This window comes from Streptomyces sp., from assembly GCF_035563135.1.
Classification (GTDB): Bacteria; Actinomycetota; Actinomycetes; order Streptomycetales; family Streptomycetaceae; genus Streptomyces.
Genome location: NZ_DATMVN010000111.1, coordinates 1 through 19,178, shown reverse-complemented (window position 1 = coordinate 19,178; position 19,178 = coordinate 1). Strand labels below are relative to the sequence as shown.

Genomic DNA, 19,178 nt, shown 5'->3' with positions numbered 1-19,178 from the left:
CGATCCGGGCCAGCATCCGCGCCCGGTCGGGGCGGTGCGAAGCGGCGGCCGCGCGCAGCCGCTCCCGCAGGTCCTCGTCCATCACTGCCTTCCTCCGGTGCGCTGCCCGGCGGCCGCCACCTGTACCCGTACCGCGGGGGCCTCGGGGCCGAGCAGCCGCTGGAGTTCCGCCACACCGCGTGAGGTCTGGCTCTTCACCGTACCCACCGAGATACCGAGGACCAGAGCGGTGTCCCGCTCGGACAGGTCGAAGGCGTGCCGCAGCACCACACACGCGCGTTTGCGGAACGGCAGCCGCCGCAGGGCCCCTTGGACATCCACCACGGCCGACACGTCGGGTCCGTCCGCCGCACAACCGTCCCCGGCCCCGCGAGGCGCCCAGAACAGCGCGACCCTCCGCCGCTCGCGCACCGCGCTGCGGATGCGCGTACGCGCCAGATTGGCGACGACCCCTCTCGCGTAGGCCGCCGGGTGGTCGGCGCCCCTGACCCGGTCCCAGCGGTGCCAGAGCGCCATGAGCGCGTCGGCGGCCAGGTCGTCCGCCGCGTCGGCCTCACCCGTCAGCAGATGGGCGAGGCGGGCGAGTTCGGCGTAGTGGGCCTCGAAGAACGCGTGGAACTCGGCGGCAGCAGCATCATCCAGGACGGTGCCCACGGGTACCTCTTCTCTGCACTGGATCCCTGCGCCCGAACGGATTGTGTACGTTCCCAGCTCCGTTCGCGGGGCGAGAGCATGTCCACACGCGCCCCGGAAGCGCTTCGACGCGTGTGCGACTCCCAGTAAGGCGCAACACGACGAAAACGTGAACCCTTGGTGCCGAAAAACCGTTCAGCTCACGCGGTGCCGGGTTCCGCGAGCCACCGGGTGCGCAGTCCCGTACGGCCGGCGATCACCTCGAAAACGGCGTCGCCCCGCTCCCTCGGCCCGCCAGTGCCGCCTTCATCATCTTCTGTGCGATCGGCGCGGCCAGGCCGTTGCCGCTGACCCCGGACCGGGCCGCCCCGGAGTCCTCGACGACCACCGCGACCGCGACCTGCTTGCCGGTGGTCCCGCCCTTCGCGTACGAGGTGAAGCAGGCGTACGGGGTGTTGCTGTTGTCCACGCCGTTCTGCGCGGTTCCCGTCTTGCCGCCGACCTCGGCGCCGTCGATCCTCGCGTTGCTGCCGGTTCCCTCCTCCACGACGGTCACCATCGCGCTGCGCAGCTGCTCGGCCGTCGATTCCTTCACGACCCGCTCGGTCCCGCCGTCCGGATACTCCTGGAGCGTGGAGCCGTCGGCGCCCGTCACCTTCGAGACCATGTCGTCTTGTTCATCCCGGTGAGGGACGAACGGGGGCGCCGGGTACGTTCCCGTTCGTGTCCCTTCTCACCGGTTCCTCACGTGCGGCGCGCCGCCCGCCAGGCGCTCAGAGCCTGCGCGTCGCGAGGGTGAGCCGGTCGCGGGCGTCGAACAGGGCGTCCTTGACCAGCTGCTCGTGCGCCGGTGTGAGCCGGGCCACCGGCACCGAGCAGCTGATCGCGTCGCGCGCCGGAGTGCGGTACGGGATCGCGACGCCGAAACAGCGCAGACCCAAGGTGTTCTCCTCGCGGTCCACCGCGTAACCCTGCTCGCGGATGAGGTGCAGCTCCTCGATCAGCTTCTCGCGGTCGGTGAGGGTGTGCTCGGTCAGCGCCGGAAGCGTCTCGGGCAGCATCTTGCGGACCTGCTCGTCGCTGTGGGTCGCCAGCAGCGCCTTGCCGAGCGAGGTGGAGTGCGCGGGCAGCCGGCGGCCGACGCGGGTGAAGGGGCGCAGATAGTGCTGGGACTGCCGGGTGGCGAGGTAGACCACGTTCGTCCCGTCCAGCCGGGCCAGGTGGATGGTCTCCGTGGTGTCGTCGGAGAGCCGGTCCAGCGTGGGGCGGGCGGCGGCGACGACCTCGTCACCGTCGATGTACGAGGTGCCGACGAGCAGGGCCCGCACCCCGATCCCGTACCGCGTGCCCGTGGCGTCGGTCTCCACCCAGCCGAGCTCCACCAGCGTGCGCAGCAGCATGTAGAGGCTGGACTTGGGGTAGCCGACGGCCTCCTGGACGGCGGCCAGCGAGTGCATGCCGGGGCGCCCCGCGAAGTACTCGAGGAGTTCCACCGTCCGTACAGCGGACTTGACCTGTGCCCCACCGGACTCGCCAACCGACATGCTTCATGCCCCTTCCAGCCCTCTTGGACGACTCTGCGACTTCTTGCCAACACCGCGCGCCCGGAAATAGAGTTCCCGTGTATTCACGTTCAGGAACGCTGTTCAGAATACCGAACAACTTCTCCTGTGTGGCAGTGGACCGGAAGGAAATACGGTGGCAGCAGCACCAGTCTGGAGCGTCGACCCCCGGACGGGGAACCCGCGTGAGCAGGTTGCGGTGGAGGCTACAGCGGAGGAGGTCGACCGCGCGGTCCGGGCAGCGCACGGCGTCCGCGAAGCGCTGGCCGACCGCACCGTGCGCGCCGCGTTCCTGCGGACCGCGGCCGACCTGCTCGCCGAGGCCCGGGAACACGTCATCGAGGCGGCCGACGCGGAGACCGCCCTCGGCCCCGCCCGGCTGACCGGCGAGCTCGCCCGCACGGCGGCCCAGCTGCGGGCCTTCGCCGAGGTCGTCGACGAGGGCGCCTATCTCGACATCCACATCGACCACGAGGACGGCAGCCGGACCCCGCCGTGGCCGGACCTGCGCCGCTACAAGATCCCGCTCGGGGTCGTCGCCGTCTACGCCGCCAGCAACTTCCCGCTCGCCTTCTCCGTCCCCGGCGGCGACACCGCGAGCGCGCTCGCGGCGGGCTGCCCGGTCGTCGTCAAGGCGCACCCCGACCACCCGGCGACCTCGGAGATCTGCGGCTCGCTCCTGCGCAGGGCCGCGGCGCAGCACGGGCTGCCCGAGGACGTCGTGACCGTGATCCACGGCTTCGAGGCGGGTGTCGAGCTGGTGAAGCACCCGCTCGTCTCCGCCGCCGGCTTCACCGGCTCGATCCGCGGCGGCCGCGCCCTCTTCGACGCCGCGGCCGCCCGGCCCACCCCGATCCCCTTCCACGGCGAGCTCGGTTCGCTCAACCCCGTCGTCGTCACCGAGGCGGCTGCCGCCGAGCGCGGTGAGCAGATCGGCGCCGGGCTCGGCGGCTCGATGACCATGGGCGCCGGGCAGTTCTGCACCAAGCCCGGCTTCGTGTTCGCCCCGTCGGGCGAGGCCGGGGACCAGCTGCTGAAGTCGCTGACCGAGACGGTGAGCGGTACGGGCGCCGGGGTCATGCTCGACCACCGGATGCGCGACGCCTTCGTCCACGGAGTGGCCGAACGGGCCGCACTCCCGGACGTGGAGACCCCGGTCACCCCGGGCGCGGGCGGCGAGCACACGGTCTCCGCCGGCTTCTTCACCGTCCCGGCGCAGCGGCTCGTCCAGGAAGGGCCGCACGACGCACTCCTGGAGGAGTGCTTCGGCCCGGTCACCGTCGTCGCGCGCTACGACTCCGCGGACGAGATCACCGCCGTGCTGTCCCGCCTCCCGGGGAACCTCACCGCCACCCTCCAGATCGCCACGGAGGAGGCCGACGGCAGCGCCGCGGACCTGCTGGCCGAGCTCACCCCGGTGGCCGGACGCGTCCTGGTCAACGGCTGGCCGACCGGTGTCGCCGTCGCCCCCGCCCAGCACCACGGCGGCCCCTACCCGGCCACCACCTCCACCTCCACGTCGGTCGGCGCCACCGCGATCGAGCGCTGGCTGCGCCCGGTCAGCTACCAGTCGACGCCCGACGCGCTGCTGCCGCCCGAGCTCCGCGAGGACAACCCGCAGAACCTGCCGCGCCGGGTCGACGGGCGCCGCGCGTGACAGCGGTACGGCTCCCCGAGCTGCCCTTCGCCCTGGAACCCTTCGGGCCCGAGGGCGGATGGGCGTACGAGGGCGGTGTGCTGACCGGCACGGCGGGCGCGAAGCAGGACCGCTTCGTCCCGCCGGGCGGCGACGCCCTGGAACCCGCGAGCGACGCGCCGCGCCTGCTGGGAGCGGCCCCGGAGGGCGACTTCCAGCTGATCGCCAGGGTGAGCGTCGCCTTCGACGCCGCCTTCGACGCGGGGGTGCTCTACCTCCACGTCGGGGAGCGGGAGTGGGCGAAGCTCTGCCTGGAGCTCTCCCCGGAACGCCCGACGGTCTGCACCGTGGTCACCCGGGGCCACTCCGACGACGTCAACTCCGCCGTGATGGAGGGTGACAGCTGCTGGCTGCGGCTCAGCCGCACCGGGGGCGCCTTCGCCTTCCACGCCTCGGCGGACGGCGAGCGGTGGACCTTCGTCCGGCTGTTCACCCTCGGCACGGAGGAGGAGCGGGCGGCGGCCCGCATCGGTTTCCTCGTCCAGTCGCCGACCGGCGAGGGCTGTACGGCGTCGTTCGACCGGATCGCCTTCCGGCCCGCCGCCCCGGGCGGTCTGCGCGACGGCAGCTGACGGCACGGCCCTGCCGGTGTCCGGCAGGATCTGACGCACGGTGAGGGGTGCGCGGCCCGTACGCGGGCGGCGCACCCCTCCGGTGTCAGGGCCCGGTGGCGTGGCGCGAGGACCTCACCGCGAAGGCTTCCGTGCCGTGCGGCCGGCACACGTACTCCTTGCCGGTGGTCGGCCGGTCCGGCCGGCACGGACGGCGCCTGCGGTGACCTCAGTGCCGGATCAGGCCGCCGACCGGGACGGGAGCGACGTGGCCGGTCGCCGGGGTGCTCCGCGCCAGGGCGAGGCCGACGTCGACCAGCGAGGACCGGGAGAGGCCGGCGACGCCGGGGAGCGGAGTCCAGACCGACCCGGCGGTCTCACCGTTCGGCTCGGGCCGAAGCCGGCCGCCGGTGATGCGGACCCGGTAGAAGATCCCGACGTTCTGGAGCTCGGGCCGGCCGGGCGGACGGCGCTCTGCCGCAGGGACCACCCGTGAGTCGACGCCCAGCAGACGCTCGACCACCGCGTCCAGGCCGGTCTCCTCGGCGACCTCCCGGATCACCGCGTCGAACGGATCCTCGGCGTGCTCGACCCTGCCGCCCGGAAGGGTCCAGGTCTTCTCGCCGTCCGGCCGTACGGCGTGGGCGAGCAGCACCCGCCCGTCCTCGATGCACACGGCGTACGCCGCCAGTCGCAGATCCACCCTCCGGAGCCTATGCCCCGGGCGGTTCAGCCGTTGTACGGGGCGGTGACGTCCAGGACCCAGGTGACGCCGAAGCGGTCGGTGAGCATGCCGTACAGAGGTGCCCACCGGGCGGGCCCCAGCGGGTGCACGACGGCCGAGCCCTCGGTGAGCCTGTTCCACAGGGCGCTGATCTCCTCGGAGTCCTCACCGCGCACGGAGACGAAGAACGGGTTCTCGCCCCGGCTCCAGGGCAGGTGCGAGGGCACGTCGTAGGCCATGACGTGGAAGCCGTCGTCGCCGGCCACCTCGCCCCACATCAGCCAGTCCGCCTCGCTCTCGTTCCGCACGGCGCCCGCGTCCTTGTAGGTGACCGCGACGGTACGTCCGCCGAAGACGGACCGGTAGAAGTCCAGCGCCTCACGCGCGGTACCCCGGAAATTCAGGTGGGTGGTGGTCGTGACGGACACGGTCCGCTCCTCGCTTCGATGTGACGCCTGCACCGCCGGGCGTCCGGCCCGGGCGGCGGCTGCCGTGACCAGGAGCGGTGCCTCCTGAACGGCTTGCACACCACGATGACGGAGGTGGAGGACAGGATGTGTCCTGTACTGCGGTGAGAATGAGTCCCATGCACAAGACGTCCTCCCGGCTGCTCGCACTGCTCTCCCTGCTCCAGACGCACCGTGACTGGTCCGGTGAGGCTCTCGCCGAGCGTCTCGACGTCACCTCGCGCACCGTGCGCCGTGACATCGACCGTCTGCGCGAACTCGGTTACCTGATCACGACCGTCAAAGGACCGGCCGGCGGCTACCGTCTGGATGCCGGCACCCACCTGCCGCCCATGCTGTTCGACGACGGCCTGGCCGTCGCCCTGGCCGTCGCGCTGCAGACCGCGGGCACCGGCACCACCGCCGCCGAAGACGCCGCTCGCGCCCTGGCCACCCTTCGCCAGGTCATGCCACCCCGCCTGCGCCACCGCGTCGACCTGCTGCGCGTCACCGCCGTGCAGTCGCCCGAGGAACGCGACACCCCTCAGATCGACACCCAGGTCCTGACGGAGCTGAGCCGGGTCATCCACGCCCGTGAGGAACTGCGCTTCGACCACACCGCAGGCCCGGGTGCCTCAGCCGGCGGCCCCCGCCGGGTACAGCCCCACCACCTGGTCACCCGGCGCAGTCGCTGGTACCTCGTGGCCTGGGACCTCGACCGCGAGGACTGGCGCACCTTCCGTCTCGACCGTATCCGGCCCCGCACACCCACCGGTCCCCGCTTCGTCCCCCGCGAACTCCCCGGCGGCAATGTCTCCGCCTTCGTCACCAGCCGGTTCCGCGGCGACGAAGGCGCCGTCACCGACTGGCCCTGCCGAGGTGAGGCCGTCCTCCACCTCCCGGCCGCCGACGTCGCACCCTTCGCCCAGGACGGGATCGTCGAGGAACTGGGCCCGCACCGCTGCCGGCTCACCCTCGGCTCCTGGTCATGGACCGGGCTCGCCGCCGCCCTCGGCCGCTTCGGCACCGACTTCGAAGTCATCGGCCCGCCTCCACTGGCCACGGCATGCGCGGACCTCGCCGCCCGCTACGCACGCGCCGCACGCACCACAGGTCCGGAGACCGGCCCGACGCCGTGAGGGTCCGGGGCTTCAGCCGCGCCCTGGGCACGACTGAAGCCCGGGAATCAGCCGCCTCCTCCCCACGTTGAACGGGCGGCGGAGGCCCCCTCCGCCGCCCGTACGGCAGAGCTGGAGAGTAGAAGAGTCATGCGCGTCGAGATATGGGGCGACATCGCCTGTCCGTGGTGCTATGTCGGAAAGGCCCGCTTCGAGAAGGGGCTGGCCGGGTTCGCCCACCGCGATCAGGTCGAGGTGGTCCACCGCTCCTTCGAGCTCGACCCGGGCCGCACCAAGGGCGACACCGAGCAGGTCATCGACATGCTGGCGCAGAAGTACGGGCGCACCCGCGAGGAGGCGCGCGGCATGGAGGCCAACGTGGCGGCGAACGCGCAGGCGGAAGGGCTCGGCTACCGCACCGAAGGGCGCGACCACGGCAACACCTTCGACATCCACCGGCTGCTCCACCTCGCCAAGGCCCGCGGACGCCAGGACGAGCTGCTGAGCCTCGTCTACCGCGCGAACTTCGCCGAGGAGCGCTCGGTCTTCGACGACACGGTGCTGGCCGACCTGGCCGTCGAGGCGGGGCTCGACGCCGAGGAGGCACGCGGGGTGCTGGCCGACCCCGGGGCGTACGCCGACGACGTACGGGCCGATGAGCGCGAGGCGGCCGAGCTGGGCGCCGACGCCGTGCCGTTCTTCGTGTTCGACCGGCGTTACGGCATCTCGGGCGGACAGCCCTCGGAGGTCTTCGTCCAGGCCCTGGAGCAGGCGTGGAAGGACCGCGAGGCGCCCGGTCTCACCCGGGTCGGCGAGGACGCGGCGTCCTGCGAAGCGGACGGGACCTGCGAAGTGCCCCGGGCCGAGACCACCGACCAGCGGGTATAAGCAAGCCTTGGGCGCGCCGCTGAAACTTACGTGATTGACGCGGAGTTGGGTGGCCGTCAGGCTGGCCCGCATGGAGACTTCTGTGATCGACCAGGTCAGGGCCACCGAATTCGCCTCCACGGCCACCTATCTCAACACCTCCAGCTGTGGTCTGCTGCCCCGTCGCGCCGCCGAAGCCGTCAGGACGCTGACCGACCAGTGCGCCGCAGGCGTCCGGGGCGGCGCGGGCAGCTTCGACTCGGTGGACGCCGCCCGCGCGGGCTTCGCCCGGATCGCCGGTGTCACGCCCGCACGGGTGGCGGTCGGCGGCTCCGTCGCCGCCCATGTGGGAATCGTCGCCGCCTCGCTCCCGTCCGGCGCCGAAGTGCTCGCGCCGGCAGGGGAGTTCAGCTCCGTCGTCAGCCCCTTCGCGGTACGCGGTGATCTGAGGATGCGCTACGTCCCGCTGGACGGGCTGGCCGACGCCGTACGGCCCGGGACCGCGCTCGTCGCCTTCTCGGCCGTCCAGTCCGCCGACGGCCGGGTCGCCGACCTGGACGCGGTCCGTACGGCCGCGGCAGCCCACGGGGCCCGTACGCTGCTCGACGCCAGCCAGTCGGCCGGATGGCTGCCGCTGGACGCCGGGGCGTACGACTACACCGTCACCGCCGGGTTCAAGTTCCTGCTGAGTCCCCGGGGTTCGTCCTTCATGACCGTGACCGAGGAGGCGCAGGAGACCCTGCCGGCGCTCTACGCGGGCTGGGTCGCGGCCGAGGACCGCTGGGGCAGCACGTACGGGCCGGTCGGGAAGCTCGCCGCCGAGGCCCGGCGCTTCGACGTAGCGGTCGCGTTCCTCGCCTACCACGGGGCCGAGCGGTCCCTGGAGCTGCTGGCCGAGGTGGGGGTGGACGCCGTGCACGCCCACGCCACCGGGCTGGCCGCCCGCTTCCGGGAGGGCCTGGCATCGGCCGGACACGAAGCGGTGCCCGGCACCTCCGCGATCGTGGCCGTACCGGGCCTGGGCGGCAGGGAGCCCGACCTCGCCGCGGCCGGGGTGATGGTCTCGGCCCGTGCGGGCAATCTGCGGGCGGCTTTCCACCTGTACAACACCGAGGCCGACGTCGACCGCGCCCTGGAGGTGCTGTCCGGCTGAGCCCGGCGCACCAGGGTGCGGGGCGGTCGCCGGGAGAGGCCGTCCCCCGGTCAGTAGTAGCCGGTCTCCCCGTCGAGGAGTTCACGGATCGTGTCGAGATGGCCCGCGTGGCGGGCCGTCTCCTCGACCATGTGCAGCACCATCCAGCGCAGCGAGGCCGAGCCGGAGCTGAATTTCCGGTTCCGGCCGACCTCGTCCAGTCCGTGCGCGGCGATGACCTCGTCGGAGGCGGCGCACTCCCGGTCGTACTCCAGGAGGAGCCGGGACAGCGGGGCCCCGTGGGTCCTGAAGTCCTCGTCGTCCTCCTCCCCGAACGCGGGGTTGGCCGAGGCCGGGTGGTCCAGGAACACCACCTGGAACCAGCAGTGCTCCGTCCAGCGCAGATGGGAGACGATCCCGGCCACGGTCATGAGAGGGGAGGCCGGGAGCACGGAGCGGTGCGCGTCCTCCTCGGACACCCCCTCGCACTTCCACTGGACGATGGAGCGCTGGAGAGCGAGCCAGCCGACGAGCTGGCCGCGTTCGCCGGCGGTGAGGGCGGGGCGTGTGCGAGGTATGGGCATGGGCGCCGAGGCTAGCGCGGCGCTGCCCCGGGCGCACCGGCTTTACGGAGCCCAGCCCCGAGCCCCCGCCCCGCGCCCCGGCGTACCGGACCCGGCCCTACGCCGAATCCCGGCGCACCAGCTCCGTGGGGAGGATGACCGCGGCCGGGTCCTCCCCGCCGATCTGCGCCAGCAGCACCCGCACCATCTCGGCGCTGATCCGGTCCCACGGCTGGCGGACCGTCGTCAGCTCCGGGCGCGCGGCGAGCGCCGCGGGGGAGTCGTCGAAGCCCCCGACCGCGATGTCCTGCGGTACCCGCCGGCCCGCCCGCTCCAGGGTGCTCAGCACCCCCTGCGCCATCAGGTCGGACGCGACGAACACCGCGTCCACATCGGGTGCCCGCTCCAGCAGCAGCGCGGCCGCCGCCTCGCCGCCGGCCCGGCTGTAGTCACCCGGCACGATCAGGCTCTCGTCGGCCGGCAGTCCGCACTCGGCGAGCGTCTCGCGGTAGCCCGCGAGCCGGTCCACCCCGCCCGGGGTGTCCAGCGGCCCGGTGACGGTGGCGATCCGGCGGCGCCCCGACCCGTGCAGGAAGCGCACCATGTCCCGGGCGCCGTTGCGGTCGTCCGCCGCCACATAGCTGACCCGCGAGCCCTGCCCGAGCGGCTTCCCGCAGGCCACCAGCGGCACCCCGGCCTCGTGCAGCCGGGCGGCGACCGGGTCCCCGGAGTGGCTGGAGACCAGCAGCACCCCGTCCACGTGCCCGGCGATGTAACGCATGTTGCGGCGCCGCTCCGCCTCCGTGCCCGCGATCATCAGCAGCAGCGGGATGTCGTGCGCGGCGAGCGCGGCGGTGCAGCCGCGCAGCAGCACGTTGAAGTTCGGGTCCTCGAAGAAGCGTTCCTGGGGCTCGGTCAGCAGGAAGGCCACCGAGTCGGAGCGCCCGGTGATCAGGGACCGGGCGTGCCGGTTCACGGTGTATCCGGTCCGGTGGATGGCGGACCGGACCGCTTCGAGCGCGGCCGGACTGACGTGGTGAGCACCGTTGAGCACCCGGGAGACGGTGCCCCGGGAGACCCCGGCCTCCCGGGCGACGTCATGGATCGTCGGCGGCCTGCGGCGTCCCGCGCCGTTCTGTTCTGTGCGGCTCATGGAGCAAGATCTTTCATCAAGGGAAGCCCTGTTGAGGAGCTGTCAGGACTTTACGGCGCCGGAGAGCAGGTCGAGGCTCCAGAACCGCTGGATCACGAGGAACAGGGCGATCAGCGGGATGATCGCCAGCAGCGCGCCGGTGATGACCAGCGTGTAGAGCGCCGGGGTGCTGGAGCCCTGCTGGAGCAGGGTGTGGAGCCCCAGGGTGACCGGGAACTTCTCGTCGTCGCCGAGCATGATGTAGGGCAGCAGGAAGTTGTTCCAGACCGCCACGAACTGGAACAGGAAGACCGTCACCAGCCCCGGCAGCATCATCGGCAGCGCGATGGTCCGGAAGATCCGCCACTCGCCGCCGCCGTCCATCCGCCCGGCCTCGATCACATCGGCCGGCACGGCGGCAGCCGCGTAGATCCGGGCCAGGTAGACGCCGTACGGGGAGAGGACCAGCGGGAGCAGCACCGACAGGTAGGAGTCGGTCATGTCCACCTCGGCCAGCAGCAGGTACTGCGGCACGGCCAGGATCACCGGAGGCATCAGTACCCCGGCGAGCAGGATGTTGAAGACGGTCTCCTTCCCGCGGAAGCGGTACACGGCCAGCGCGTACCCCGACACGGCGGACACCGCGGTGGACAGCAGGGCGCCCGCCCCGGCGTAGAAGGCCGAGTTGGCCATCCACTTCCAGTACACCCCGTCGCGGTAGCCGGTGAGGTCGGAGACGTTGCCGGCGAAGCCGGAGCCCGGCAGGAAGGTGAAGGTCGAGAACAGCTCGCTGCCGGACTTCGTCGAGGCGACCAGGACCCAGGCGACGGGCAGCAGGCAGTACAGGGAGCCGAGGAGCAGCGCGGCCGTGGGGACGAGGGGGAGGCGCCGGCGGCCGGGGGAGGCGAGGGGCTGGGTGCTCATCGGGAGTCTCCCTGCTTCGTACGGGAGTTGGCCGCCTTGAGGAAGCCGAAGGACAGGGTGAGGGTGACGAGGGCGATGACGACCGCCTGGGCCGCCGCCGCGTGGATGTCGTTGTTGACGAAGGCGTCCTGGTAGACCTTCATCAGCGGACTCCAGGTCGTGGACAGCGAGTTGGTCAGCGGCTTCAGCGTGGTGGGCTCGCTGAACACCTGGAGTGTCGCGATGATCGAGAAGAAGAAGGTCAGGATCAGCGACGGCGCCACCATGGGGATCTTGACGCGCAGCGCGATCTGGAGCTGCGAACAGCCGTCGAGCCGTGCGGCTTCGAAGATCTCGGCGGGGATCGCCCGCAGTGACGTGTAGATCACGATCATGTTGAAGCCGGTGCCGCCCCACACCGCGATGTTGGCCAGGGAGAGGTACAGCGGCCCGCCGTCCAGCAGATCGGGCTGCGGGAGCCCCGCCGCGTCGAGCAGGTACAGGAAAGGACTGACGTCCGGCAGGTACAGGAAGCCCCACATCAGCGCCGCGACGACGCCCGGGATCGCGTACGGCAGGAAGATCGCCAGCCTGCTGAAGCCGCGCACACGGAGCCCGTCGGTGTCCAGCAGCAGGGCGAAGAGCAGGGCGAGGCCGAGCATCACCGGGACGACGATCGCGCCGTAGCCCAGGATGCGCAGCGCCCCGTGCAGCAGCTCCGGGTCGGAGAGCGCGTCCGTGTAGTTGGCGAGGCCGGCCCAGATCTCCTCCCGTGCGCCCTTGCCGAGGCCCAGCCCCTCGACCTCGGTCCTGCGGAAGCTGAGGTACACGGCGTAGCCGATGGGCAGGGCGAAGAAGAGCAGGAACAGGACGGTGGCGGGGACCAGGAAGGCGTACGGGGCGCTCTTGATCCCGTATGCCTTCCCGCGGGGTGCGCGTGTCACTGCGAGACCCCGAAGCCCTGCTTCTTCAGGTCCGCGACGGTGGCGTCCTGCATGGCGGTCAGCGCGGGGCCGAAGTCCGCCTTGTTCTTCGCGGCGGCGGCGAAGTTGTCCTTGAAGGCGCTGTACGCGACGTTGACGTTCGGGCCCCACGCGGCCGGGGCGGTGCCCTGGGCGATCCTGGCGGCCTCGGTGTAGAAGGCGGGCTGGTTGGAGAAGTAGTCCGGAGCCTTCGCCAGTGCGCCACCGGTCTGGGCGGCCGTGGCGGCGGGGTAGACGCCGCTCTCCTTCACCAGCGCGGCGAGTGCCGTCGGGTCGGTGTTCAGCCACTTCGCGAAGGTGGCGGCGGCCTTCTTGTTCCTGGAGTCGCCGGTGACGGCGGTGGAGGAACCGCCCCAGCTTCCGGTGACGTTCTCACCGGCGGTCCACTGGGGGAGCGGGGCCATCGCCCACTTGCCCTTCGTCGCGGGTGCGGCGGTGGTCAGGGTGCCCGGAGCCCAGACCGCGCTGACCCAGGCGATCTGCTTGCCGGTGTCGAGCGCCTTGTTCCAGGCGGGGGTGTACATCGGCTGGTTGTCGATGGCGCCCTCCTTCACCAGGCCGCCCCAGAAGTCCGCGACCTTCCGCGTGGCCGGGTCGTCGATCGCGACCTTCCACTTGTCGCCGTCCGTGGTCCACCACTTCGCACCCGCCTGCTGGGCGAGGCCCGCGAAGAGGCCCGAGTCGTTGGAGGAGAAGGTGGTGAGGTCCTTGTCCGGCGCCTTCTCCTTCAGCGCGCGGGCGGTCCCGGCGAACTCGTCCCAGGTGGTGGGCACGGTCAGGCCGTACTGCTCGAAGAGGTCCTGGCGGTAGTAGAACATCAGCGGGCCGGAGTCCTGCGGCAGCGCGTACAGGGCGTCCGAGCCGAGCGTCGCCTGCTGCCAGATCCCGTCGGCGAACTCCCCCTCGGCGTCGCCCGCCTCCTCGGATATGTCGGCGAGGACGTCGTTGGAGACCAGGGTGGGAAGGGCCTGGTACTCGGCCTGGACCAGGTCGGGGGCCTTGCCGGCCTTCGCCGCGGTAATGATCTTGGTGACCAGGTCGTCGCCCGACGCCTGCTTCTTCACCGTGACGGTGATGCCCGCCTCCTTGCCCGGGCCCTTGTTCCAGATGTCCGCCACCTTGTCCAGGCCGGGGGCCCACGCCCAGTAGGTCAGCGAGGCGGGCCCGGAGGCGGCCGGCTCGTCGCCCCCGCCGTCCGGGGAGCCGCAGCCCGAGAGCAGGGTGGTGGCGGCGATCACGGCGGCGGTGGACGCCGCGAGGGTGCGGTATTGCATGGTTTCTCCCCTGACGAGATGAACAGACGCATCGGCGGACCGGCCGGAAAGGCGCTGTGAGCGTTCACAGTAGAGAAACGAAACCGACACTTGTCAATGGTTGTTGCTGTGAGGTTATGTGGGGCCTGCGCCGCCGACAGTGTGTGTGCACGTTCCCAGAAGTTGTCCCGAAGAGCCAGGAGCTGTCCATGCCGCACTCAGAATCCGCTCCCTACCCGGCAGGCCTGCACAAGCTGGCCTTCGGTGGCGACTACAACCCCGAGCAGTGGCCCGAAGAGGTCTGGCACGAGGACGTCCGCCTGATGCGCGAGGCCGGGGTGACCATGGTCAGCGTCGGGATCTTCTCCTGGGCGCTGCTGGAACCCGAGCCGGGCACCTACGACTTCGGCTGGCTCGACCGCCTCCTCGACCTGCTGCACGTCAACGGCATCCGCGCCGACCTCGGCACGCCCACCGTCGTCCCGCCCGCCTGGTTCTACCGCGCCCACCCCGAGGCCCTGCCGGTCAGCCGCGACGGGGTCCGCCACGCCTTCGGATCACGCGGCGCCATCTGCCACAGCTCCGCCGCCTACCGCGCGGCGGCGGCGCACATCACCGAGCAGCTCGCCCGCCGCTACGCGAACCACCCCGCCCTCGCGATGTGGCACGTCCACAACGAGTACGGCGTCCCCGTCAGCGCCTGCTACTGCGACAGCTGCGGCGCGCACTTCCGCCGCTGGCTGCGGGCCCGGCACGGCACGGCCGAAGCGGTCAACGAGGCCTGGGGCACCGCCTTCTGGGGCCAGCGCTACCGCACCCTCGACGACATCGACCCGCCCCGCGCCACCCCGACCGTCGGCAACCCCGCCCAGCAGCTGGACTACGCCCGCTTCGCCGACGCCACCATGCGGGAGAACTTCACCGCCGAACGCGACATCCTGCACCGGCTCGCCCCCGGCATCCCGGTCACCACCAACTTCATGACCGCCCTCAGCCAGTGCGAGTCCGTCGACTACTGGGCCTGGGGCCGCGAGGTCGACATCGTCTCCAACGACCACTACCTGATCACCGACGGCCGCCGCACCCACGTCAACCTCGCCATGGCCGCCGACCTCACCCGATCGGTCGCGGGCGGCGCGCCCTGGCTGCTGCTGGAACACTCCACCAGCGGCGTCAACTGGCAGCCCCACAACCCCGCCAAGCGCCCCGGCGAGATGGCCCGCAACAGCCTCGCCCACGTCGCCCGGGGCTCCGAGGGCGCGATGTTCTTCCAGTGGCGCCAGTCCCGGCGCGGCGCCGAGAAGTTCCACTCCGCGATGGTCCCGCACGCCGGCACCGACTCGCGGATCTGGCGCGAGGTGAGCGCGCTCGGCGCGGGGATCGGCCGGCTGGAGGGGATCCGGGGCACCCGGACCGTCGCCGACGTGGCGATGCTCTGGGACTGGCAGTCCTGGTGGGCCCAGGGCCTGGAGTGGCGCCCGAGCGAGGAGCACGACGCCCGCGAGCGCGCCGACACCTTCTACGCCTCGCTCTACGACCGGCACCTCACCGTCGACTTCGCCCACCCCGACGCCGACCTGTCCGCCTACCCCCTGGTCGTCGTCCCCGCCCTCTACCTCGCCACCGAGGAGAGCGGCCGCAATCTGCGCCGGTACGTGGAGAACGGCGGCACCCTCGTCGTCTCGTATTTCTCCGGCATCGTCGACACCGACGACGCGGTGCACCCCGGGGCCTACCCCGGCGCGCTCCGGGACGTACTGGGCCTGACCGTCGAGGAGTTCGCCCCGCTCCCGGTGGGCGGGACCGTCCGGCTGATCACCCCCGAGGGCGCCCCCGAAGGCCCGGAGCTGACCGGTGACCTCTGGTCGGACGTGGTGATCCCGCGCGGGGCCGAGACCGCGTGGTCGTACGCCGACGGCATCCCGGCCGGCCGCCCCGCCGTCACCCGCCACCGGCTCGGCGAGGGCACCGCCTGGTACATCTCCACCCGGCTCTCCGGCCCGGACCTGGACGCCGTCCTGGACCGCGCCGCCGCCGACGCCGGGATCGAGCCCCGCACCGATCTGCCGTACGACGTCGAGGCCGTGCGCCGCACCGGCGCGGGCGGCACCTACCTCTTCGTGATCAACCACAGCGACACCGACGCCGCAGTGGCCCTGGACGCCCCCGGCACCGAACTCCTCACCGGTGAACCCGCCGCGGACAAGCTCGCCGTCCCGGCGGGCGAGGTCCGCGTCGTACGCCTCGACGGCTGAGGCAACCACCCGTTAACCCGCACAACTGTCGAAGGGACATCGACGATGTACGGAACGACGCACATCCGAGCGAAGGCGGCCGGGGCGGTCGCCGCGCTCTCCGGCCTCCTGCTCGCCGCGCTCCCCGCCCAGACCGCACACGCGGCCACCACCCCCGTCAACACCGGTTTCGAATCGGGGGCGGCCGGCTGGTCGACGTACTCGGCCGGCGGACAGAACGCCGCCTCCTTCACCGAGGCGGGCGGCCGCAGCGGCAGCACCCGGCTCAGCCACTGGTCGTCCTCGGCGTACAAGGTCGAGACCTACCAGTACCTGAGCGGCCTCGCCGACGGCACATACACCCTCAGCGCCTGGGTCCGCTCAGGGGGCGGCCAGAACTCCGCCTACATCGCCCTGCGCAACTGCGGCGGTGCCGAGCAGCGCACCGACCTGCCGCCGACCGCGAACGGCGCCTGGATCCGGCTCGTCACCTCCGTCAAGGTGACCGGCGGGGCCTGCACCCTCAGCCTCAACTCCGACGCGCACGCGGGCCAGTGGGCCAACTTCGACGACATCACCTTCGGCCGGGGAAGCACCGGGCTGAGCGTGAAGGGCGGCGACCTCTCCACCCTCCCGAAGAACGAGGCGTACGGCGCGAAGTACCGCGACGCGAACGGCACGGCCGGGGACGCCATGAGCATCCTGAAGAACTCCGGGATGAACCACGTACGCCTCAAGGTGTGGGTGGACCCGGCCGACGGCTACAACGACAAGGCCCACGTCCTCGCCATGGCCAAGCGCGCCAAGGCCCTCGGCATGAAGACCCTCGTCGACTTCCACTACTCCGACGCCTGGGCCGACCCCGGCAAGCAGATCAAGCCCGCCGCCTGGGCCGGGCACGGCTACGCCCAGCTCCGTACGGACGTCTACAATCACACCTACGACGTGCTGAACGCCCTGAAGGCCCAGGGCACCACGGCCGACATGGTGCAGATCGGCAACGAGACCAACGCCGGGATGCTCTGGCCGGAGGGCTCCACCGACAACTGGTCCCAGCTGGCCGGCCTGATCACCTCCGGGGCGAACGCCGCCAAGGCGGTCTCCTCGGACACGAAGGTGGCGCTGCACCTCGCCGAGGGTGGCGACAACGCGGGCACCCGCTGGTGGTTCGACAACGCCGTGGCGCACAAGGTGCCGTTCGACGTCATCGCCCTCTCCTACTACGGCTACTGGCACGGCTCGCTGTCCGAGCTCCAGACCAACCTCGACGACGCCGCCTCCCGCTACGGCAAGCCCGTACTGGTCGCCGAGACCGCCTACGCCCATACGCTCGCCGACGCCGACGGCCTGGAGAACAACGTGGCCACCGCGAGCCAGCTGGTCAGCGGCTACCCGGCGACCCCGGCCGGCCAGGCGGCCAACCTCCGCGACGTCATGAACGTCGTCGAGGCCGTCCCGAACGGCCGAGGACTGGGCGCCGTGTACTGGGAGCCCGCCTGGACCGCCGTGAAGGGCAGCGGCTGGGACCCGGCAGACCCCTTGTCGGGCAACGCGTGGGAGAACCAGGCGGTGTTCGGCTACGACGGCAAGCTGCTTCCGGCGGCAGCCTGGTTCTCGCACAGGTAGCCGGCCCCGCCGGTCCGGACCGCACACGGCGGGCCGGACCGGCGGCCCCCGCCGTCGGCGGGGAAGGGACCCACGCGGGGCGCGGGCCCTCGACGTCGGCCACCATCGTGCGGAGCACCTTCAGCGCGGCCACGTACTCCGCGTCGCTGACGTGCAGTTCCGAGGGCCCGCGTCCCGGTCACCGGTCCAGCGGTGCACCGTGCCACTTCCACGACGTGACACGGTCGCGGCCCGGCAGATCCGCGCGGCCGGTGCACCAGAGCAGCACGGACCACCGGTCCTCGTCGTCGGGGGCGTCGGGGAAGAGCCGGGCCAGCACCCGGTCGCAGAGGTCCCGGGGCGGGGCCCAGGAGAGCGACAGCCCGGCGGCGACGTCGTGGGTGTGCACCAGGGTCTCCACGATGCCCATCGCGGCGAAGCCCTCCGGGTCGGAGAGCCCGTACACGTGGTGGGAGCGGACGTCCGAAGGGGTCGTCCGCACCATCGCCGTCAGGAGGGCGCCACTGGCCTCCAGCGTCTGGAGCAGCCCGGCGGTGCCCGCCTCCGGGTCCGCGAACACCGTGTTCCGGGGGCCGCCCTCGCGATCGGGCGCGTACCGGTACGGCACCTCGCGGTCCTGCGGGGGCCTGCGCCCGCCCAACTGGACGGCGTACGCGAAGAGGTCGTCGCTCAGATGCTCCACGGTCTCCCAGCAGTCCCACGTCAACGACCCCGCCGGGACGCGCCAGTCGCCGGCCGGGGACTTCGCGAGGGTGTCGACCGCGAGCCGCACCGCCAGCGTCACGTCGTCGGCGGTGACGGGCAGCCGGGCCCCGCTCAGCGCGGCACGCTCCCGGGCGCCGCACTCCACGCAGAACTCGTTGCCCTCGGGATCGGCCAGGGTCGCCCAGCCCCGCCCGTCCGGTTTGCGGTGGTCGGCGACCAGAGTGGCGCCGAGGGTGAGCAGCCGCTCCACCTCTTCGTCGCGGGTGCGGTCCTCGGGACGGACGTCCAGATGGACCCGGTTCTTGGCACTCTTGGGTTCGGGCACCGTGACGAAGAGCAGCGCCGCCCCCGGCGCCTCCACGAGCGCCTCGGGATCGCCGGGCGCGTCGTCGTCGGACACGGGGGAGCCGAGCACTTCGGCCCAGAACAGGGCCAGCCGGTAGGCGTCGGCGCAGTCGATGGTGATGTGCTGTACGAGCGAAGTCATGGACGCCACTGTCTCCGCCGAACCGGGCCGGGGTCCAGCGAGTTGAACGCCCGCCGCATGCCTCGCTGCGCGGCGGCCCTCCTGCGGATGGGGGAGCGCGGCTCGTACTGCGGCTCGTGCCGGGGCAGTGTTTTCCCGGAGGGTGCCGACCTGGAGCGGCTGGGTGGCGAGAACGTCCTCGTGCAGTACGAGGAGTCGGGCGGCGAGGGGATCTTGTCCGGGTTCGTCAGGTGAGACCGAGGGCGGCCAGGGGGGCCACAGCAGTCGCCGACGGCTCGGTCGAGGGCGTCGCTGTCAAGACTGAAACCGGCCTTCCTCCCTCGTACAACCATTCGCCGATCTCCGCTGTCTTGATCCCCGTGAAGAAGACGCTCATCGCCTCTGTCGCCGCACTCGGTGCGCTCGCCGCCGTCACCGGCCCGGCCGCGGCCCCCGCCGTGGCCGCCTCCGACGCCCTGTGGCTCTGGTCCGACCCGTACGAGATCACCCTCGCGGGCCCGTCCGAGGACGGCTCCCCCGCACCGTCGCAGTCGCTGACCGTGCAGATCAGCCACGACAACACG

The 19,178-nt window shown here is 72.0% G+C and carries 18 protein-coding genes and 2 pseudogenes; 9 read left to right on the top strand and 11 right to left on the bottom strand.

Annotated elements, in window-relative coordinates; all coding sequences use genetic code 11:
- Positions 1-81 precede the first annotated feature (81 nt).
- From VN520_RS04950 to VN520_RS04940, 3 genes and pseudogenes are all read right to left on the bottom strand, one after another.
- On the bottom strand, positions 82-654 hold the full coding sequence (locus VN520_RS04950) for a SigE family RNA polymerase sigma factor (RefSeq protein WP_325745601.1): 573 nt from the start codon (positions 652-654) through the stop codon (positions 82-84).
- Positions 655-889: 235 nt separating this feature from the next.
- Positions 890-1,300: pseudogene (locus VN520_RS04945) on the bottom strand (penicillin-binding transpeptidase domain-containing protein); the annotation flags it as partial.
- A 106-nt stretch (positions 1,301-1,406) separates the two neighbouring features.
- A complete protein-coding gene (locus VN520_RS04940; RefSeq protein ID WP_325745600.1) occupies positions 1,407-2,177 on the bottom strand; it encodes an IclR family transcriptional regulator in 771 nt (256 codons plus the stop codon).
- Positions 2,178-2,331: 154 nt separating this feature from the next.
- Between VN520_RS04940 and VN520_RS04935 the strand changes: the two genes are divergently transcribed.
- Positions 2,332-3,852: an aldehyde dehydrogenase (NADP(+)) gene (locus VN520_RS04935; RefSeq protein WP_325745599.1), complete on the top strand. Its 1,521-nt coding sequence runs from the start codon at positions 2,332-2,334 to the stop codon at positions 3,850-3,852.
- Positions 3,849-4,463 (top strand): DUF1349 domain-containing protein, encoded by a 615-nt coding sequence (locus VN520_RS04930; RefSeq protein WP_325745598.1) that lies wholly within the window; start codon positions 3,849-3,851, stop codon positions 4,461-4,463. Before VN520_RS04935 ends, VN520_RS04930 begins: the two co-directional genes overlap by 4 nt.
- 208 nt (positions 4,464-4,671) lie before the next feature.
- On the opposite strand, the gene VN520_RS04925 is transcribed toward VN520_RS04930, so the two are convergent.
- Both VN520_RS04925 and VN520_RS04920 read right to left on the bottom strand, forming a co-directional pair.
- Positions 4,672-5,145 (bottom strand): NUDIX hydrolase, encoded by a 474-nt coding sequence (locus VN520_RS04925; protein WP_325745597.1) that lies wholly within the window; start codon positions 5,143-5,145, stop codon positions 4,672-4,674.
- 26 nt (positions 5,146-5,171) lie between these two features.
- Positions 5,172-5,594, bottom strand: coding sequence for a VOC family protein (locus tag VN520_RS04920; protein ID WP_325745596.1), 423 nt, complete (start codon positions 5,592-5,594; stop codon positions 5,172-5,174).
- A gap of 158 nt (positions 5,595-5,752) precedes the next feature.
- Here VN520_RS04920 and VN520_RS04915 point away from each other — a divergent pair, with 158 nt between their 5' ends.
- The 3 genes from VN520_RS04915 (at position 5,753) to VN520_RS04905 (ending at position 8,750) form a co-directional block, all read left to right on the top strand.
- Positions 5,753-6,751 (top strand): helix-turn-helix transcriptional regulator, encoded by a 999-nt coding sequence (locus tag VN520_RS04915; protein WP_325745595.1) that lies wholly within the window; start codon positions 5,753-5,755, stop codon positions 6,749-6,751.
- 129 nt (positions 6,752-6,880) lie between these two features.
- Positions 6,881-7,618, top strand: coding sequence for a DsbA family oxidoreductase (locus VN520_RS04910; RefSeq protein WP_325745594.1), 738 nt, complete (start codon positions 6,881-6,883; stop codon positions 7,616-7,618).
- A gap of 70 nt (positions 7,619-7,688) precedes the next feature.
- A complete protein-coding gene (locus VN520_RS04905) occupies positions 7,689-8,750 on the top strand; it encodes an aminotransferase class V-fold PLP-dependent enzyme (RefSeq protein WP_325745593.1) in 1,062 nt (353 codons plus the stop codon).
- Positions 8,751-8,800: 50 nt separating this feature from the next.
- Here the strand turns inward: VN520_RS04905 and VN520_RS04900 are convergent, their stop codons facing one another.
- From VN520_RS04900 to VN520_RS04880, 5 genes are all read right to left on the bottom strand, one after another.
- On the bottom strand, positions 8,801-9,313 hold the full coding sequence (locus VN520_RS04900; protein WP_325745592.1) for a DinB family protein: 513 nt from the start codon (positions 9,311-9,313) through the stop codon (positions 8,801-8,803).
- A gap of 97 nt (positions 9,314-9,410) precedes the next feature.
- On the bottom strand, positions 9,411-10,445 hold the full coding sequence (locus VN520_RS04895; RefSeq protein WP_325745591.1) for a LacI family DNA-binding transcriptional regulator: 1,035 nt from the start codon (positions 10,443-10,445) through the stop codon (positions 9,411-9,413).
- Positions 10,446-10,487: 42 nt separating this feature from the next.
- A complete protein-coding gene (locus VN520_RS04890) occupies positions 10,488-11,348 on the bottom strand; it encodes a carbohydrate ABC transporter permease (RefSeq protein WP_325745590.1) in 861 nt (286 codons plus the stop codon).
- Complete coding sequence (locus tag VN520_RS04885; RefSeq protein WP_325745589.1) at positions 11,345-12,271, bottom strand: sugar ABC transporter permease; 927 nt, start codon at positions 12,269-12,271, stop codon at positions 11,345-11,347. The genes VN520_RS04890 and VN520_RS04885 overlap by 4 nt, the downstream gene beginning before the upstream one ends.
- A complete protein-coding gene (locus VN520_RS04880) occupies positions 12,268-13,584 on the bottom strand; it encodes a sugar ABC transporter substrate-binding protein (RefSeq protein WP_325745588.1) in 1,317 nt (438 codons plus the stop codon). The genes VN520_RS04885 and VN520_RS04880 overlap by 4 nt, the downstream gene beginning before the upstream one ends.
- A gap of 188 nt (positions 13,585-13,772) precedes the next feature.
- Between VN520_RS04880 and VN520_RS04875 the strand changes: the two genes are divergently transcribed.
- Together VN520_RS04875 and VN520_RS04870 are read left to right on the top strand one after the other, a co-directional pair.
- Positions 13,773-15,818: a beta-galactosidase gene (locus tag VN520_RS04875; RefSeq protein WP_325745587.1), complete on the top strand. Its 2,046-nt coding sequence runs from the start codon at positions 13,773-13,775 to the stop codon at positions 15,816-15,818.
- A gap of 45 nt (positions 15,819-15,863) precedes the next feature.
- Entirely contained in the window at positions 15,864-17,423 is a 1,560-nt protein-coding gene (locus VN520_RS04870) for an arabinogalactan endo-1,4-beta-galactosidase (RefSeq protein WP_325745586.1), read from the top strand.
- Positions 17,424-17,601: 178 nt separating this feature from the next.
- On the opposite strand, the gene VN520_RS04865 is transcribed toward VN520_RS04870, so the two are convergent.
- Positions 17,602-18,615: a VOC family protein gene (locus tag VN520_RS04865; protein WP_325745585.1), complete on the bottom strand. Its 1,014-nt coding sequence runs from the start codon at positions 18,613-18,615 to the stop codon at positions 17,602-17,604.
- Between the two features lie 57 nt (positions 18,616-18,672).
- On the opposite strand from VN520_RS04865, the gene VN520_RS04860 reads away from it, so the two are divergent.
- Together VN520_RS04860 and VN520_RS04855 are read left to right on the top strand one after the other, a co-directional pair.
- Complete coding sequence (locus VN520_RS04860; protein ID WP_325745584.1) at positions 18,673-18,849, top strand: hypothetical protein; 177 nt, start codon at positions 18,673-18,675, stop codon at positions 18,847-18,849.
- Between the two features lie 125 nt (positions 18,850-18,974).
- Positions 18,975-19,178 (top strand): annotated as a pseudogene (locus tag VN520_RS04855) (hypothetical protein); the annotation flags it as partial.

Coding starts and splice junctions, on each gene's coding strand:
- VN520_RS04870 (WP_325745586.1), top strand. CDS start 15,864: ATGTACGGAACGACGCACATCCGAGCGAAGGCGGCCGGGGCGGTCGCC.
- VN520_RS04875 (WP_325745587.1), top strand. CDS start 13,773: ATGCCGCACTCAGAATCCGCTCCCTACCCGGCAGGCCTGCACAAGCTG.
- VN520_RS04895 (WP_325745591.1), bottom strand. CDS start 10,445: ATGAGCCGCACAGAACAGAACGGCGCGGGACGCCGCAGGCCGCCGACG.
- VN520_RS04890 (WP_325745590.1), bottom strand. CDS start 11,348: ATGAGCACCCAGCCCCTCGCCTCCCCCGGCCGCCGGCGCCTCCCCCTC.
- VN520_RS04940 (WP_325745600.1), bottom strand. CDS start 2,177: ATGTCGGTTGGCGAGTCCGGTGGGGCACAGGTCAAGTCCGCTGTACGG.
- VN520_RS04860 (WP_325745584.1), top strand. CDS start 18,673: ATGCCTCGCTGCGCGGCGGCCCTCCTGCGGATGGGGGAGCGCGGCTCG.
- VN520_RS04880 (WP_325745588.1), bottom strand. CDS start 13,584: ATGCAATACCGCACCCTCGCGGCGTCCACCGCCGCCGTGATCGCCGCC.
- VN520_RS04915 (WP_325745595.1), top strand. CDS start 5,753: ATGCACAAGACGTCCTCCCGGCTGCTCGCACTGCTCTCCCTGCTCCAG.
- VN520_RS04910 (WP_325745594.1), top strand. CDS start 6,881: ATGCGCGTCGAGATATGGGGCGACATCGCCTGTCCGTGGTGCTATGTC.
- VN520_RS04905 (WP_325745593.1), top strand. CDS start 7,689: ATGGAGACTTCTGTGATCGACCAGGTCAGGGCCACCGAATTCGCCTCC.
- VN520_RS04900 (WP_325745592.1), bottom strand. CDS start 9,313: ATGCCCATACCTCGCACACGCCCCGCCCTCACCGCCGGCGAACGCGGC.
- VN520_RS04865 (WP_325745585.1), bottom strand. CDS start 18,615: ATGACTTCGCTCGTACAGCACATCACCATCGACTGCGCCGACGCCTAC.